Source organism: Staphylococcus argensis, assembly GCF_002902305.1.
Taxonomy (GTDB): domain Bacteria; phylum Bacillota; class Bacilli; order Staphylococcales; family Staphylococcaceae; genus Staphylococcus; species Staphylococcus argensis.
Genome location: NZ_PPPX01000016.1, coordinates 24,067 through 40,552, shown reverse-complemented (window position 1 = coordinate 40,552; position 16,486 = coordinate 24,067). Strand labels below are relative to the sequence as shown.

Genomic DNA, 16,486 nt, shown 5'->3' with positions numbered 1-16,486 from the left:
TTTAAATATCTCTGGCTACTTACTTTCAACTTTCTATTCGAAATAGATAATATTATAAATAACAAAAGCTCGTAGATGCCGTTTTAGCAATCTACGAGCTTTTTATAATTTTAACGCTAAAATTAGACGATACTTTTACCCAAAGCCTAATAACCTGAGGAGACTTCTTCTCCATCTTCATCGTATTCTGTAACGTAGCCATCGTCTGCGTCAATTTTGTATGAGCCAGCGAGGTCGCCATCTTTATCTGTGAAAGAGAAGCCCCAAGTGTCGCCATTCTTCTCAGGTTCTTGGTAAGTGTATTCATCTGTATCTAACTTATGTCCTTCGTAAGATTCGACTTTATCGATGACATTGTCGCGTGTCACTGGTGTATGACTTGAACTAGAACTACTGCTGTCATCATCGTCGTCATCGTCATCTAACTTCTTATCTAGCTCTTTATCTTCGTGTTCGTCAATTGCATCGTCGTCGAAAGTGAGCTCGACAGTTGTTGACTTATCGCCACCACTTGGGCTTGAGACATTCTCAGTGTTAGATTTGAATACTTTACCCTCAACTTTCGTAGTCGCATAGACTTCGACTTTGTCGTCCGGAGAGTAAGGGCCGTATTCTTCATCTTCATATTCATCAAAGTCACTTTGTTCTTTACCATTGATGTAAAGCTTGAGTGAGTCAGAGTCGTACGAGCTTGAGTCGATTGAAACTGTAAAGCGTTTTTGTTTAAAGTTCGTTTCGGCTTGTGGCTCATCATCTGACATATCGATTGAGAGTCCACCTTTGAATTTCTTACCATCGACGTCTTGTTGTGCTTTAAGGTCATAAATACCTAATGGGAAATAACCGAGTGTCTTCGTATTCTCTTCTGTCAGGTTAGATTTACGCGTTTTTCCGTTGTACTCATATTTCAATTCGCCTGAGTCGTCAGGATCAATTGTCACTTGTTGTTTAGGGACTTCGAACGCGTATTTTTTGAAGATGCCATACTGCTTACCATCACGTTTCACATTCAAGACGTTTTGATCGCCTGAAGAAACGCCCATTTGATGATAGTTATGCTTGGTCATCTTCTTACCAACAGTCTCCACTTCATCAGCAATGCGTGATGGACTGTCTTCTTGTTTGATATATCTGTACCAAGCTTTCGTTTCAGTCTTAGACAAGTGTTTACCGTCAGACTTTAAATGCTTAGATAAATCTCCAGTTTTACCTTTTCGAATATCATGCGCAATCGTCTCACTTTCTTTTTTAGCAGAAAGCTGTGAACTAATTATTTTATAAGCAGCGAACAAAGCAGCTAGGATTAATACGATAATAATAAGGATAATCCAGAATCGTTTGTTCGAAGATTGAGATTGCGAACGTTGTTGGTTTGAATCATACTGTGATCGATTACGGTCGGTTGTATCTTGGTTGTGGTTCGATTGTGTGTCTGAGTGACGCTTTGAGTTGAGAGGATGACCACATTGGGTACAAATCTTCTGTCCCTCTTTAACTCGTGCACCACAGTTACCACAGAAGTTCATAAGATACCTCCTTTAATTAGTAACCACCTGATGACTGGTCAAATATACCATCTAGTGCGTCTGCAGCTGATCCGATTGAATCAGTGATAAAGCTTTCTACAAAGATACGTAAGATAAATGCAACGATTAGGAAGTAAATGAGAATTGCATAAATGACTGGCATACGTAGCTGATGTTGATGACTGTTCTTCGTCATTAGGTACACAGGCGTTACCATTAGCATTAATAGTGATAAGATTAGAATCGTAATTGCGACAGTAAATGCATGCATGCGTACTAACAGACATCCTATAAGGAATAAGACAACAGGAATCGTATTAATTAATACAAAGTCTGATAGGAATTTCTGTAAAGGTATATTCACGTTTATCATGCGTAATAATAAATAAGTTACAAAGAATAAGATAATCAGTCCAATGAATAAAGCGAATATGAATGAACCAATCGCTGAACTTTTCTCTGTTTGCAAGAATGTTTCAAGAAAGCCTTCTGGAATCATGATAGCTAAGAACACGGCTGTAACAATGAATCCAGCAACTAATAATGTAATTAATGTCTTAGCGCTAAAAGATTTAGAACTAGAAATGATTTGGTCAGGTCGTGTAAATGCTGTTCTAAAGAAGTCTTTCATTTCATGAAGTATATCTGTTGAGTGTTGTTTGAAATCAGGTCCTTGAGGTTGTTGATTCTGAGAAGATTGTGAATTTGCTTGGTGATTCTGAGTTGGTTGTGAAGTGTTCTGTTGTTGTGAATTATTCTGATGAGGTCGCTGTTTGTAAGTTGCTTGCTGATTGTCTTGAGGTTGATGATCTTGCGCTTGATGATGGTTCTGTGATTCGGAACGTGCCTGATTAGAGGTTGTTCCTTCTTGATCGTATTGATGTGTCGCATGTTGATCGTTGTCTGTTTTTACTAGATGTTCTTTATGTTCTTGAGAAGTATTATCTTGAGATGCCTTTGTAGATTCGGCTTGAGCCGGCTGTTTGTCTTTATCAGTAGAAGAAGCGGATTTATCTGTAGACGGGTCTTTTAACTTTGTCCCACATTCGCCACAGAAGATATCTTGTTCATCTACTGGCTGTCCACAATTTGGACATTTCATGTCAATCACCCCTATTTATGTAAAATGATATTCAAAAATATCGTAACACAAAATAATAGAAAATAAGATGACTTTTCAGAAAAAAGTTGGTAAAATTAAGAAATTTTTAATAAACGGAGAAGTCAGTCAGTGTGAATTTAAATTATATCGTGTGTTTAGGAGAGTTTTATGCAGAAGAGGGAAAGGGCGATAAATTATTACCTAATCAAAAAAGAGTCCAAATTGAAAAGTAAATTCAACTTGGACTCATCACTTTATATAACTTTCATCAACTCAACTAGAAGAGCATTTGGTCGCTACCGAATGTGTCGCCTAGAGCTTCTTGAGCAAGCACGTTGAGGTAGTTCCAAGGGCGATCGAAGTCGGGTTGGAAGAAGAAGTCGACCATCGCAAGTTGTTCGAGTGTCCAACCTGCATTGATCGCAACAGAAAGTGTGTTGATAGATTCAACCATATCTTCTTTAGACATCAATTGACCACCAAGAATGCGATGACTATCTTTGTCGTACATAATCTTCATGTGAACAGTTGCGTCATCTTGCATGAATTTCGGTCTGATTGGTTCTTGAACGAATGTTGCGCCAAGATTGCCGTCGTAACTATCCGCTTCAGTCTCATGAAGTCCTGTTTGACCGAATTTGTAGTCAAAGAGACTTAAGCCTGACGTACCTGATACTTTCGGCATCTTCAATTGTTTACCTGCCATATTTTTAGCTGCTATCACACCTTGACGGCGAGAGTTAGTTGCTAAGGCAATATAGCGTTCTTCATTGGTAGGTGCGTATGGGATAAGTGTTGCGTCACCACCTGCGTAAACGTCTTTAGCAGATGTTTGAAGATGTTCATCAATATTGATTACACCTTTATTACCAAGTTCAATCTTACCATCTAACCATTCTGTAGCAGGTTTCACACCTACTGCGAAGAGTACTGTGTCCGCTTCGTAAGTGTTCTTATCTGTCACTACTTGAGTGATATTACCGTCGTTATCACCCTCGATGCGTTGAACGGACTCACCACCGACAAAGTCTAGACCGTGTGATTGTGCGTTGTCTTCAAGAATACGTGTGAATTCTTCATCTAAATAAGTGGCAAGAATACGGTCGTTTACATCAATCACTTTCGTATCAATGCCTGCTTGCGCAAAGGCTTCAGCCGCTTCGATACCAATGTAGCCACCACCGACTACAACGACTTTCTTCGCAGCTTGCATACGTGCCTTGATTTCGCCAGCCCATTCACGACCACGCATGAAATAAACACCTTTGTAATCGCTGATACCTTCAATTGGTGGGGCAACGGGTTCGCCACCAGGGCTTAAGAATAATTTGTCATAGCTATATTCTGTTGACTTACCATCTTCGTTGACTGAAATCGTCTTATTATCTGTATCTAAATCAACCACATCACTATTAATGTGAACATTAACGCCTTGTTTAGCGTAAGAATCTGCCGTTGCATAGTGGAGTGAATCAAGTGATGGGGAGATATCCTCTAAATAACTTTGAATACCGCAAGAGAGGAAAGAAGGTTTGTCGCCACGTTCAAAGAGATGAATCTCTGCTTCTTTATCTTCTTTTAATAACGTTTGAACAACTTCAAATCCTGCGTGAGAACTTCCTACTACAATATATTTCATAAAGCAACCTCCTTTAATGCTTCATCAACGTTCATAATGTCTTACATTATTTATTTAAACTATCTGATGAGAGGTCAAACACAGGAAGCGTTTCCATATGGTAAAAGTCATTAAGTGTTCACAGGAGTAATTAGACTGAAGAAGTATTAAGTAGAAAACATATGGTCTAATAATTATATTATTTCTCTTTAACGAGTTTTTCGACGTTTTTTCTAATAGCGAGATGATCTACATAACGAGGAGAAGTATCGATATAACCACTTATAAACACATCACTAAGCTCCATAGTAGCTAGTTCCTCATCACTTAATAAACTAGTATAACGTTGAATATCTATGCCAGAGTGGTTGCGAGCTACATATATGCTATCTTGGCGATTTATTAAATCAAGAACTTCAATATAATGAGTACTAAATATTAATGTTGCTCCATATTTGTTTGATGTAGTTAAAAAGAAATTTAATAAGTCTAAAATATAACGTCGATCCAAACTGATTTCGAGTGCATCCACAAAAAGGTATCCGCGACTTTTTAGAGTTTTAATAATACCATAAAGTAGTGTAAGTATTTTTCTTGTTCCTGATGAAATATATAAGTGAAGCGTTTCTTCCGTTAAATGTAGAGCTTTCTCTCTATTATTAAATTTAATTATTAGTTCTGGTTTCTTATTAAAACTCACTCTATAGTATTCAACAGAATTATCAAGACACTCTAAAAATGATTGATTTGAAGTTTCACTTAAGAACGTTATCAATTCTTTATTAGAAACAGAATGATGATATTCGAATACTCTTTGTAGTGAATGTATATTCATTAATTCTGGTAGTACAGAGTAGTGATGAGCACAGTCTTCGTATTTAATCTCATGTATGCAGTCATACAACTCAGGTTGAAAGACATTTCTTCTTTTTACTTTAGCATTGAGCCTTCTTTTAGAGATATGTTCTTCAGTGATATAACAATCCTTATCTGTTTTATTAATTCGCACTTGAGCCCGAAATATGGCATTCTCGTGAGCGATATAAATCGTACAAGTAACATTATCGTCAAAATGAGTGAGGAACTGTGAGGATGCATTTAAGCTTTCATGATTAAGGAATAAATCGAAACAACATTTAATAATATTTAGCGTTGTCGTCTTCCCTGAGGCATTGATACCGATGAATGCCACTGTATTTAACGCATAAATATAGTGGTTAATCCTTGTGAGTCTTTCTTCTGGAAAGTTTGGGTCGAAAGGTTGACTAGCTGTAAAGTCGATATCTAATGTATGGTTCTTAAAGTGATTCAAGGGGGTTACAATGAGTCGGAGTACTTTCATGGTGTATAACCTCTTTTCAATAAGTTGTATCGTGATGAGATAGTGTCAGTTAAGGGTCTATAGTTGCTGAATGATAAAAAGTTATAAGTATGGGTTTGAATAAATGGAGAATGGTTTTGTAGCAGGGAGTTAATCATGCATCTTTAAAACAAACCGAGTAAACGAGCGATTAACCCCGCAAAGACTATTAGAATACTACAACCGGCTAATGACCAAGAAATGAGGCTGTTTCTCATTGATTTAAACTCAGCCAGCATCTTTAATTCCATTTCGTTCATTGCGATAGTGATTTTGTCTTCGATAACGGAGGGGAGTTGATTTAATTTGTCATTAACGCAATTAAAGCGATCTTCATCACGCTTTTCGTGTTGTTGAAATTTTTCTTTAGTTAGATATTGCGTCATCGTTGTCACCTTCTTGTCGTGAACTGTCTTGATGCGAGTAGATTATGCTTTATTATAATGCATGTCGCTAAGAAAGGGAAATGCGAAGATAGAAAAACCGCTTCTTTTAAAAATCTGACAAAGAAGCGGCTCAGAAACATACATTTTTTACAACCACTCACCACAACAGCAATGTTAAATATAATCCTAATAATGTCACGATGAGTACCGGTATAGTAATGATGATACCTGTCTTGAAATAGACACCCCAGCTGATCTTGATACCCTTTTTACTCAACACGTGAAGCCAAAGTAACGTCGCAAGTGAACCAATCGGTGTGATCTTCGGACCGAGATCTGACCCAATAATATTGGCGTAGACTAAGGCAGACTGAATAGGCTCAGTGAGGTGTAATTCGTCGATCGCTAACACGTTGATAAAGACAGTCGGCAAGTTATTCATGATAGAGGACATGATGGCTGAGAGAAAGCCTATCCCCATCACACTGGCGAAAGGTCCTTGTGCAGATAAATAGTGTAGTCCATGTGCCAGTAACTCCGTCAGACCTGCATTCTTCACACCAAAGACGACCAAGTACATACCTAGCGAGAAGACGACAATATTCCAAGGTGCTCCCTTAAGTACTTGGTGTGTTTCAACTGTCTTTGAACGCGCTGAGATGAGCAGTAAGGCGAGGGCGACGATTCCCACGATAACGGATACAGGGAGTTGGATAAAAGCACTGCTTAAATAACCGATGAATAAGATGGTTAACGCAATCCATGACCATCGGAATAACTGTGGGTCTTTAATGACTGTTCGTGGCGCAACTAAGTCTTCAGTATGGAACTGTTGTGGAATGGCTTTTCGAAAATACAACCATAAAACGACAATGCTACTTCCCAATGCGAAGAGATTCGGAATCATCATGTGTAACGCATAATCGATGAACCCGATAGAGAAATAGTCGGCAGAGATGATGTTCACTAAGTTGCTGATGGTGAAAGGTAGGGAAGTCGTATCCGCGATAAAGCCACAGCCGATGATAAATGGAAAGATAACGCGCTTGTTGGCGTTTAACGTGCGCATGATGGCTAACACAATCGGCGTTAGAATGAGTGCGCCACCGTCATTAGCGAAGAAAGCACTAATTAACGCGCCGAGAATCAGTATGTATAGATACATTAAGAAACCGCGACCACGAGATGCACGGACCATGTGTCGCGCCGCCCATTCAAAGAAACCAATATCATCAAGAATAATAGAAATGATGATGAGTGCGACGAACGTCAATGTCGGGTTCCAAACGATTTGCGCTACATCTAACACATCGTTGAACGAGACGACACCCATGAGCAGTGCGAGCACTGCACCGATGATTGCAGGGATGCTAATGTCGAGACCTCTGGGTTGCCAGATGACGAATATTAACGTGAGTACGAATAGTGCGATTGCAATCCAAACCATAGTCTTACCTCCGTAATATAGTTACGATATCATGATTTGAGATGTTGTGCTATGAGGGTGGTTGAAGCGGTTGCGAGAGAGTGCCCCAGATTGATTGTGAGTTTGAGATAGTAAAACGAGCGTTTAAAATGTCGGGTATATTTGACACTTTTACTAATGTCATATATATTTGACATAGAGAGGGAGATGAGTCATGACGAAATTAAATCAATATCGTAAGGCGCTTGGCATTTCCCAACTTGAATTGTCCAAAAGAGTAGAGGTTTCGCGCCAAACCATTAATATGATCGAGAACAATAAATATAATCCCTCGTTATCACTGTGTATCAAGTTGGCGAAAGCACTGAATACAGATTTAAACACTTTATTCTGGGAGGACGAAGACGATGAATGAGAAACTAGTGAAATGGTTAACTTCATCATCTACTGAGCGGGACGAACGAGAAAAGCAAGAACTCGCGGAGAGTTTTGGAGAAGGGTTTATTTACCTTTATATTATCATTCCAATATTATTATTTATAAATTTACTTATTGATGCCATACAACATAGCTTTAGCGTCGAAACATTGAGTCTTTTTGCTATATTTATGTTTATGAGTATTTATTCATTAGTGAAGATGAGAAAACATCGATTAGACGATGAACGTGTACATAATGAAGAAGAATATCGTAAAGTCAAGAAAAGATATAAGATTCGTTGCACGTTTGTAAGTATTCTCTTTGTCATAGTTATGTCTATTAGTAGTACATATTTTATACCAATGTTGATTAATGAAGAAATTTCATTAAGTATTTTTCAATTTATCAGTAACCTATTTTTTGGTGTGTTATCTGGTATTTTCTGCTATTACTTATTGAAAAGCAAAATTCAAAAAGAATACGACGAATAATTAGAGCAATAAATCTAAGCTACAAATATTAAAGAAGCAATTAATGTTTATGAATACAAAAAATGAGCGAACTTCAACTATGCATTTAACCATAGTAACGAAGGTTCGCTCACTTTTTTAATTATTTTCTAGGAATGCCAATCACATGTCCGAATTGTGGTGGCATATCTCTTTCTTCTTGCGCTTGATAATAGCTTTCGAATTTCTCGATTACTTCTTGTGGGAAGTTCATACTTTTACGCTCATAGTTGCTTACCGCCATCATCATTACTTCGTACGTGGCTGCACGTTCATCTTTCTCGTTGTACATCGTCAAGAAGAGGTGAATACGCTTGTGATCGTAGTCATAAATATATGGATCGATGTAGAAGCGTTCGTTCACTTGTAGCTCTTGTAAAAAGGACAAGTGAGATTCTAATGAGAAGACTGTACATTCGTTATTCTGGCGATATTCAATCGTGAACCCCATATTTTCAAATAGTTCAACGACAGAGTCGCTAAAAATTGCATAATACGTTGCGTCATGCAAGTGATTGTTATGGTCTATCCACTCAGGTTTGACCACGTTTTGTGAAATATATTCTAAATCCATTCCCATTCCCCCGGTAAAAAATATGTAATAACTTCTCCATTCTATCAGTTTGATTACTGCAAGGTCTAAGTATCTGTTTTTAAGCCATAATATGCATAAGAGTTAAAATGTTCCTATTGCATTCGTGATTATATTCAGATAATATAGTTTTGTAAGCGCTTACTTTTTATAATTTTATCTATAATCAAAGGTTATTTATTGCTAGAACTAACAAACCTGTTGTAAGGTGTACGGTATAAACTTTTATCATAAACATGCTTAAAGGGACTACAAGCATTGTCGTTAGCGAATAACTCGATGAGACGCCTGTGCTCGTCACACGTTAACGAAATTTGATTACATACGAAGGGGATTTTTATGAAACGAATACTATTGATAGGTAGTGCATTTATCGGATTGATCGTCGGAGCAGGATTCGCTTCCGGTCAAGAGATTCTACAATATTTCACTAGCTTTGGGATGGTAGGGACTTTCGCTGCGCTCATCTCCACTGTGCTCTTCGCGTACGTGGGTATGATGATGATGTGGCTCGGTTCGAAATTTAAAGCGACAGGTCACAACAACGTCGTACATAAGATTACGGGTTCCGGTTGGTTCGGAAATACGTTGTCATGGCTCATCGACGTGATTCTGATCTTGACGTTACTCTGCTTCGGTATCGTTATGTTAGCAGGTGGCGGTTCTAACCTTGAGCAACAATTTGGTTGGCCGACATGGGCTGGTACAACGCTCATGGCGATTATCACGTTCTTAGCTGGTATGTTGCGTATTGACGCCGTAGTTAAAATCATTGGTAACGTCACACCATTACTTATTATCTTTATTCTTATTATCGCGGTCTTCTGTATCTTTACGTTGGATGGCTCTCTCGGTCATCTCAACCATTTAGCACAAGGACATAAACCAGCGATCAATAACTGGGTTGTGTCTGGTATTAACTATGTATCACTGAACGTAGGTCTCGGTGCATCGATGACATTCGTTATGGGTGGTAATGAGAAGAATAGTAAGATTGCGGCTATCGGTGGTTTGCTTGGTGGCTTTGTGCTTGGTTTAATGATTATTGTGAGTCACCTTGCTATTTTCTCTAAAATTGATGTTGTGGGTCACTTGCCGTTGCCTATGCTTGGATTGGTGAATGAGATTTCTCCTATTCTTGGCTTTATCATGGCGATTGTGGTGTACTTGATGATCTTTAATACGTGTCTGGGTATGTTCTACTCTTTAGCGACGCGTTTCTCTGATGCGGGTACGCCGAAGTTTAAGGTGATCTTTACGGTGACGTTGATTATTGGATATATTGTAAGCTTTGTTGGCTTTACTGATTTGATGGCGATTCTGTATCCTATCATTGGTTACTTTGGTGTGCTGATGATTCTGGTATTGATTTATGCGCCGATTAAGATGAAGATGAATAAGAAGCGGGGCGAGTCTGAGGCGCCTGCTGAGTAGTGTGTTGTTTGTTTGGGGCAAGGTTGAAGGTGTGTGCTTTCGGCCTTGTCTCTTTTTGTGTGGGGGAATGTGTGGGGTAAAATGATTAAAATATCTTCTTCTAATTTGTATTTGAGGGAATGTAGTGTATTGTGCTAATTTGCAATACTGCGTATTGGGGGTGGCGACGCTTTCCGCAGGCATGGCTTGAGCCTGTAGTCTCAAGACGCATGCTATTCCTGCAGGAGTCGCGCCATCCCCCTTAACTTGTATTGCATGTATTCTGAGATGATTTCTTCTAATTAATTTCATCCCAATCACCACAACCTCTCTCTTTTGTTTGTGTTTAGTTTAATAGGGAGTTTCTAGGAATGGGGTGTTTTGTACTAATTTGCAATACTGCGTATTGTGAGGTGGTGACGCTTTCCCAGGTGGTCATGTTCAACTAATTCATAACGCTTGTTGCGCATCATTACTGGATTTTCACTGTGCCCTTGATACCTCGGGAGTCGCACCACCTCTTTTTTTACTCGTCTTGCAGGTATATCTAGGTATTTTAATAATTTATTATAATTCTAAATATTACATAACTACAACTAACACACCTTCTCTATTTGTTTTTTGTTTTAATATTAACGTTTCGAGGAAGAGAATGTGGTGACGTAAGATTTGAGTTTCTCCTATCATCATCTAATTAATCTCAATACAAATCATCATAAACTCTCCGTTGGGTACGTGTTGGTTTAAGAGGGGGGATACGTTTAAGATGAATGTATCCTCGGAGGATTAAAATATTGAAAACCAAATTATAATATTCATTATCTACAATTAATCTTATCAACGCACAACAAGCTACGTTTTAGTGCTCCTAAAACGTAGCTTGTTTCTTCTATTAATATTTGCGTAAGAATGGTGCTTCTCTATCGAACATGTCTTTGACCACTTGATCTTGTACTTGTCCTAATAAGCGTTCTATGACTTGTGTTTTACGGGCAAGAATACGGATGTTGAAGCCGTGGGTAGGAAGTTGGGAAATGGCGAAGCGACAGTCTAAATCTTGTGCTGCGGCTTTCATCACTTCGTACAGACGGTCGATCATCTTCTGCGTTACATTCGGATGGATAAAGTAACAGGAACCGAGATGTGTGTAGTCTTCCATATAGCCAATACCGCCTACCGCGTCTTTCGCAGGATTTAAGCGTAAGTTATCAAAGACGACGAGCTCGTCATCCACATAAATCTCATTAATCAGGTGCAGTTGCTCGTAGCTGAAATCGGAATCTTCACTAGAGTAGCCAGGCGTCAGAATATCGGTGTAGAATATGCTGCCTGTTGAGCTGAGGTTAAAATGATTATGTTGGAAGAAGTTCGCATGTTCGTAAGCGATAATCGGATCACCGACGTATTCTAGATAGGCATTCTCGCCGATATTAAAGGTTTGGTATTGTTCGACATGGTCTTCTAGCGTTTTATAAATCTTTGTCGCACCTTGAGATGTTAACGTGACTGCTGCGTTCTCTTCAACATCGAAATTCATGCGATAGCGATCGCCATCTAGGTAACCACCACCGACATTAACGATGTAAAAAGTCGGAATCGTAGACCCATTAAGGTAAATAGGGCGCATGACTTTTAGGGCTTTTTCAAAAAAGATGTCACGCGCGACGGACTTTCTGCCATTGTGAAAGACCGTTAAATCTAGCTCTCCTGTCCACTTGGTTTGTTGCGCAGTCATTACTCTAATCCTTTGAGAAAGACATCGCGTTCGATCCAGTTGATGACATCGTCGAGCCCTTCGTCTGTCTTGAGATTAGTGAAAGCAAATGGGCGCTCGCCACGGAATGTGCGTGTATCGGCTTCCATTTGTTCGAGTGAAGCGCCGACGTGTGGAGCTAAGTCTGTCTTGTTGATGACGAAGAAGTCGGACTTGATCATACCTTGTCCACCTTTACGTGGAATCTTCTCACCTTGGGCAACGTCGATGATATAGATTGAGAAGTCGACCAGTTCAGGACTAAACGTCGCAGCAAGGTTGTCACCGCCTGATTCGATAAAGATCAGTTCGATATCGTCGTTACGTTCTTTCAACTCATCAATGGCAGCGAAGTTCATCGAAGCATCTTCACGAATCGCTGTATGCGGGCAGCCGCCTGTTTCGACACCGATGATGCGGTCTTCAGGTAACACACCTGTATCGACAAGAATCTTTTCGTCTTCTTTAGTGTAAATATCATTCGTAATAACACCGATGCTCATATCTTTCGCAAGACGTTTTACAATTTTTTCTACGAGTTGGGTTTTACCCGCACCTACAGGACCACCGATACCAATTTTAACTGTATCTGTCACAGTCAATTCCTCCTTTGTAATAGCTGTTTGGACTTATGAGATAAAAATACGGACGTTGACATGCTCGTGCTCCATCTGGTTGAGTTCAAGGCCAGGAGCAGTAATGCCAAGCTCTGATTCGTCAATGTCGAAAATATGTTGTCGCACTGCAGTAATCGTCGGGTACATGCGATGAACGATGCGTTGACCTGCCGTCTGTCCGAGCGGTATCGCACGCACTGCGTTCTGAGTGAGACTCGACACGTTCTGATAAAGGTAATAGTCGATGATGGATGGGAGATCGACGCCTAAATAGTGGCCGAGCATCGTAAAGCAAATCGCAGGATGCAACTTCGCTTTCTTGTCTAACATTTGTTGATGATACCAAGCGATCCAGTCACTGTCGTAAAGTTCCATCGCTAATTTGACCATGCGTGTGCCCATCTGTTTCGTACCCTGACGTGTCTCTTTCGGTAAACTTTGGACGAAGATGAGACGGTCTAAGTGAAGAATCTTGTCAGTATCTTCGTTGTTGAGCGCTTCATAAACGAGACGCATCGTTAAGCCGTCGGAATACGTCAGTTGTTCATTGAGAAAGAGTTGAAGCCACTCATGGAAAGTAGCTTCATCATGAACGACATCTCGTTGAATGTACGTTTCGAGTCCCAATGAATGACTGAAAGCACCAGTTGGAAATTGGGAATCACAGAATTGAAAGAGCCGTAAAGCTTGATGATCAATCATGAGAATGTCCTATATGGCGGAAGGCTTGATTGACTTTACGTGCTTCATGACTGTATGGAATGCCTAAGTCTTTCAATAAATCTTCGACGAGATAATCATATTGTACGAGCATTTCCGTTTCTGTGAATTGCGCTGGCATATGACGGTTACCGAGTTGGTGTGCGATGTCACCCATTTCTTTCAGTGATCGTGGCTTGATGACGAGTAAATCTTCAGAGTTGACGTCGACGATAATCATGTTGTCGTCATCTTTGTATAAGATGTCTCCGTATTGTAAGTCGATTGGATTTTTTAAACGAATGCCGATTTCGTTACCGTGATCCGTCGTTACGCGTTGAATACGTTTGACTAAATCAGAGTTCTCTAGGTAGACCTTTTCCGTATGAATGTTCTTCTCATCAGGACTTAAGTGTGCGATGTTTCCTTGAATTTCTTCAACAATCATCTTGGTGTGAGCTCCTTTCAATTAGAATAAGAAATAGCGTTGTGCGAGCGGCAGAGTTTGTGCAGGTTCGCTCGTAATCTTTTCGCCATCTAGAAAGACTTCGTAAGTTTGTGGATCGACATCTAATTTCGGTGTCTCACCATTGTTCTTCATATCTTGTTTCGTTAAGTTACGAATACCATGTACTGGGCGTACTTTACTGCGTAAGCCGAGTACTTGCGCGATATCGTGTTCGAAAGCAGTAGTTGATACGAAAGTCATTGAGGTACCGTTAATGTTAGAACCATATTGACCGTACATACGACGGTATTTCATCGGTTCGGAAGTAGGGATAGAACCGTTCGCATCGCCATTAACTGCAGAGTTGATTAAACCGCCTTTGACGATGAGTTCAGGTTTCACACCGAAGAACGCAGGATCCCAAATGACGAGGTCAGCAAGTTTACCGCCTTCGATTGAACCGACATAGTCTGAAATGCCATGTGTGATGGCAGGGTTAATCGTATATTTCGCAATGTAACGCTTGATACGGTTGTTGTCGTTGTATTCACCGTCACCTTCAAGGCTGCCTCGTTGTTCTTTCATACGATGAGCAACTTGCCAAGTTCTTGTGATAACTTCGCCGACACGTCCCATCGCTTGAGAGTCAGAGCTGATCATACTGAAGATACCCATATCTTGTAAGACGTCTTCTGCAGCAATCGTTTCTTTACGGATACGAGAGTCTGCGAAAGCTACGTCCTCTGGAATAGAGGCATTCAAATGGTGTGTGATCATAACCATGTCGAGATGTTCGTCAATCGTGTTGTGTGTGTAAGGTAGGGTAGGGTTCGTAGATGATGGGAGAACATGTGAATAAGATGCAGATTTAATCAAGTCAGGTGCGTGACCGCCGCCTGCACCTTCCGTATGGTACATGTGTAGTACACGACCTTTGACTGCTTTCATCGTATCTTCCATAAAGCCCGCTTCATTCAACGTATCTGCGTGTAGCGCGATTTGTACATCGTAATCGTCAGCTACAGAGAGCGCGTGATCGAGCGCAGAAGGTGTCGCACCCCAGTCTTCGTGTACTTTCAGACCGATTGCGCCAGCGTGGATTTGTTCGATAAGCGCAGTGTGGTTTGCCGCTTGTCCTTTACCAGTGAAGCCCACGTTCAATGGAAGTTCTTCTGCAGCTTGAAGCATGCGATGAATATGCCATGGACCAGGTGTTACGGTTGTCGCTTTCGCACCTTCTGATGCACCTGTGCCGCCACCGATATGTGTGGTGATACCACTTTCAAGAGCCACTTCGGCTTGTTCTGGATTGATAAAATGCACGTGTGTGTCGATACCGCTAGCTGTTACAATCTTACCTTCACCAGCGATAATGTCTGTCGTAGAACCGATGATAATATCTACGTTGTCCATGATGTCGGGGTTACCCGCTTTACCAATTTTCATAATGTAGCCATTTTTAACACCGATATCTGCTTTAACGATCTTGTCGTAATCAAGAATTAAGGCGTTTGTTATGACGAGATCTGCGACATTTTTATCATCACGTGTCACATTCGGATTCATCGCCATACCGTCACGGATCGATTTACCGCCGCCGAATGTCGCTTCGTCGCCGTAAGTCGCATAGTCTTTTTCGACGTGCGCAAATAAGTTTGTGTCACCTAAACGCACAGAGTCACCCGTCGTTGGACCGTAGAGACTCGTATATTGTGATTGCGTCATTTTGAAACTCATTGGTCATACCCACTTTCTTTATTAGCATTCTCAGAACCTTCGTCTTCAGCGGCGATAATCTTAGAATCTTCGCTCGTATCATCTTCACCAGGTTTCACGACACGTGATTCGTCAACGGCATCATTAACCTCACCATGGAAACCGAAGATGCGACGATTGCCGCCGTATTCAACGAGCTGAATGTCCTTTTCATCGCCAGGTTCGAAACGAACAGCTGCACCTGCTGGAATGTCGAGGTGTTTGCCATACGCTTTCTCACGTTCAAAGTCTAAAGCAGGATTCGCTTCATAGAAATGATAGTGCGAACCGACTTGGACTGGACGATCTCCTGTATTCTTCACTGTTAATCGCGTTTCGTGATGCTCTTGATTGACCGTAATTTCAGTATTTTTAACTTTAATTTCACCAGGTTTCATCATACGACCTCCTCAGACGATAGGGTGGTGGACAGTGATGAGTTTCGTACCGTCAGGAAATGTCGCTTCGACTTCCATCTCAGTTAACATATCTGCAACACCTTCCATCACGTCGTCCTCATTTAAGATTTGTTTACCGTAGCTCATCAATTCAGCCACTGACTTGCCATCTCGAGCCCCTTCGAGCAGTTCGTAGCTGATGATAGCCATCGCTTCTGGATAGTTCAGTTTCAGCCCACGTTGTTGACGTCTGCGAGCAACATCTGCAGCGACCACCAACATGAGTTTGTCTTGTTCACGTTGAGTAAAATGCACAGTGTTCCCTACTTTCTGTAAAAATATTGTGTGTAAAACTATTTAATACTGTCTGTTTATAATGTTATTCCTAATTATGTTCTACTACAAGAAAAAAGCTAAATCTAAATAATCACTACTAACATTAATAGTGTAATTATGAAAAATGT

17 protein-coding genes are annotated in these 16,486 nt (G+C 40.4%); 3 read left to right on the top strand and 14 right to left on the bottom strand.

Annotation, left to right across the window (positions count from 1 at the left end; translation table 11 throughout):
- Positions 1-146: 146 nt before the first annotated feature.
- From CD039_RS09190 to CD039_RS09165, 6 genes are all read right to left on the bottom strand, one after another.
- Positions 147-1,526, bottom strand: coding sequence for a TcaA 3rd/4th domain-containing protein (locus CD039_RS09190; RefSeq protein WP_103372057.1), 1,380 nt, complete (start codon positions 1,524-1,526; stop codon positions 147-149).
- 16 nt (positions 1,527-1,542) lie between these two features.
- Positions 1,543-2,628, bottom strand: coding sequence for a zinc ribbon domain-containing protein (locus CD039_RS09185; protein WP_103372056.1), 1,086 nt, complete (start codon positions 2,626-2,628; stop codon positions 1,543-1,545).
- A 277-nt stretch (positions 2,629-2,905) separates the two neighbouring features.
- The gene (locus tag CD039_RS09180; protein WP_103372055.1) at positions 2,906-4,267 is read right to left on the bottom strand and encodes an FAD-dependent oxidoreductase; all 1,362 of its coding nucleotides are present in this window, start codon (positions 4,265-4,267) and stop codon (positions 2,906-2,908) included.
- A 178-nt stretch (positions 4,268-4,445) separates the two neighbouring features.
- The gene (locus CD039_RS09175) at positions 4,446-5,588 is read right to left on the bottom strand and encodes an AAA family ATPase (RefSeq protein WP_103372054.1); all 1,143 of its coding nucleotides are present in this window, start codon (positions 5,586-5,588) and stop codon (positions 4,446-4,448) included.
- Positions 5,589-5,731: 143 nt separating this feature from the next.
- Complete coding sequence (locus CD039_RS09170; protein ID WP_103372053.1) at positions 5,732-5,992, bottom strand: hypothetical protein; 261 nt, start codon at positions 5,990-5,992, stop codon at positions 5,732-5,734.
- Positions 5,993-6,149: 157 nt separating this feature from the next.
- A complete protein-coding gene (locus tag CD039_RS09165; protein ID WP_103372052.1) occupies positions 6,150-7,439 on the bottom strand; it encodes an arsenic transporter in 1,290 nt (429 codons plus the stop codon).
- 193 nt (positions 7,440-7,632) lie between these two features.
- Between CD039_RS09165 and CD039_RS09160 the strand changes: the two genes are divergently transcribed.
- Both CD039_RS09160 and CD039_RS09155 read left to right on the top strand, forming a co-directional pair.
- Positions 7,633-7,833 carry a helix-turn-helix transcriptional regulator gene (locus tag CD039_RS09160; protein ID WP_103372051.1) on the top strand — a complete coding sequence of 67 codons (201 nt, stop codon included), beginning with the start codon at positions 7,633-7,635 and terminating at the stop codon, positions 7,831-7,833.
- Positions 7,826-8,329, top strand: a complete 504-nt coding sequence (locus CD039_RS09155) for a DUF3278 domain-containing protein (protein WP_103372050.1) — start codon at positions 7,826-7,828, stop codon at positions 8,327-8,329. The genes CD039_RS09160 and CD039_RS09155 overlap by 8 nt, the downstream gene beginning before the upstream one ends.
- A gap of 121 nt (positions 8,330-8,450) precedes the next feature.
- Here the strand turns inward: CD039_RS09155 and CD039_RS09150 are convergent, their stop codons facing one another.
- The gene (locus CD039_RS09150) at positions 8,451-8,921 is read right to left on the bottom strand and encodes a thioesterase family protein (RefSeq protein ID WP_103372049.1); all 471 of its coding nucleotides are present in this window, start codon (positions 8,919-8,921) and stop codon (positions 8,451-8,453) included.
- 357 nt (positions 8,922-9,278) lie between these two features.
- Here CD039_RS09150 and CD039_RS09145 point away from each other — a divergent pair, with 357 nt between their 5' ends.
- Positions 9,279-10,373: a YkvI family membrane protein gene (locus tag CD039_RS09145; RefSeq protein ID WP_103372048.1), complete on the top strand. Its 1,095-nt coding sequence runs from the start codon at positions 9,279-9,281 to the stop codon at positions 10,371-10,373.
- Positions 10,374-11,244: 871 nt separating this feature from the next.
- Here CD039_RS09145 and CD039_RS09140 read toward each other — a convergent pair.
- From CD039_RS09140 to CD039_RS09110, 7 genes are read right to left on the bottom strand one after another with little or no spacing between them, the layout of a single operon-like run.
- The gene (locus CD039_RS09140) at positions 11,245-12,087 is read right to left on the bottom strand and encodes an urease accessory protein UreD (protein WP_103372047.1); all 843 of its coding nucleotides are present in this window, start codon (positions 12,085-12,087) and stop codon (positions 11,245-11,247) included.
- Positions 12,087-12,701 (bottom strand): urease accessory protein UreG, encoded by a 615-nt coding sequence (ureG, locus tag CD039_RS09135; RefSeq protein ID WP_049407269.1) that lies wholly within the window; start codon positions 12,699-12,701, stop codon positions 12,087-12,089. Before ureG ends, CD039_RS09140 begins: the two co-directional genes overlap by 1 nt.
- 33 nt (positions 12,702-12,734) lie before the next feature.
- Complete coding sequence (locus tag CD039_RS09130) at positions 12,735-13,424, bottom strand: urease accessory protein UreF (protein ID WP_103372046.1); 690 nt, start codon at positions 13,422-13,424, stop codon at positions 12,735-12,737.
- The gene (ureE, locus tag CD039_RS09125) at positions 13,417-13,869 is read right to left on the bottom strand and encodes an urease accessory protein UreE (protein ID WP_049407265.1); all 453 of its coding nucleotides are present in this window, start codon (positions 13,867-13,869) and stop codon (positions 13,417-13,419) included. The genes CD039_RS09130 and ureE overlap by 8 nt, the downstream gene beginning before the upstream one ends.
- Positions 13,870-13,890: 21 nt before the next feature.
- Complete coding sequence (gene ureC / locus CD039_RS09120; RefSeq protein WP_103372045.1) at positions 13,891-15,606, bottom strand: urease subunit alpha; 1,716 nt, start codon at positions 15,604-15,606, stop codon at positions 13,891-13,893.
- Entirely contained in the window at positions 15,603-16,022 is a 420-nt protein-coding gene (locus CD039_RS09115; RefSeq protein WP_103372044.1) for an urease subunit beta, read from the bottom strand. Before CD039_RS09115 ends, ureC begins: the two co-directional genes overlap by 4 nt.
- Positions 16,023-16,034: 12 nt before the next feature.
- On the bottom strand, positions 16,035-16,337 hold the full coding sequence (locus CD039_RS09110; RefSeq protein WP_002471596.1) for an urease subunit gamma: 303 nt from the start codon (positions 16,335-16,337) through the stop codon (positions 16,035-16,037).
- Positions 16,338-16,486 lie beyond the last annotated feature (149 nt).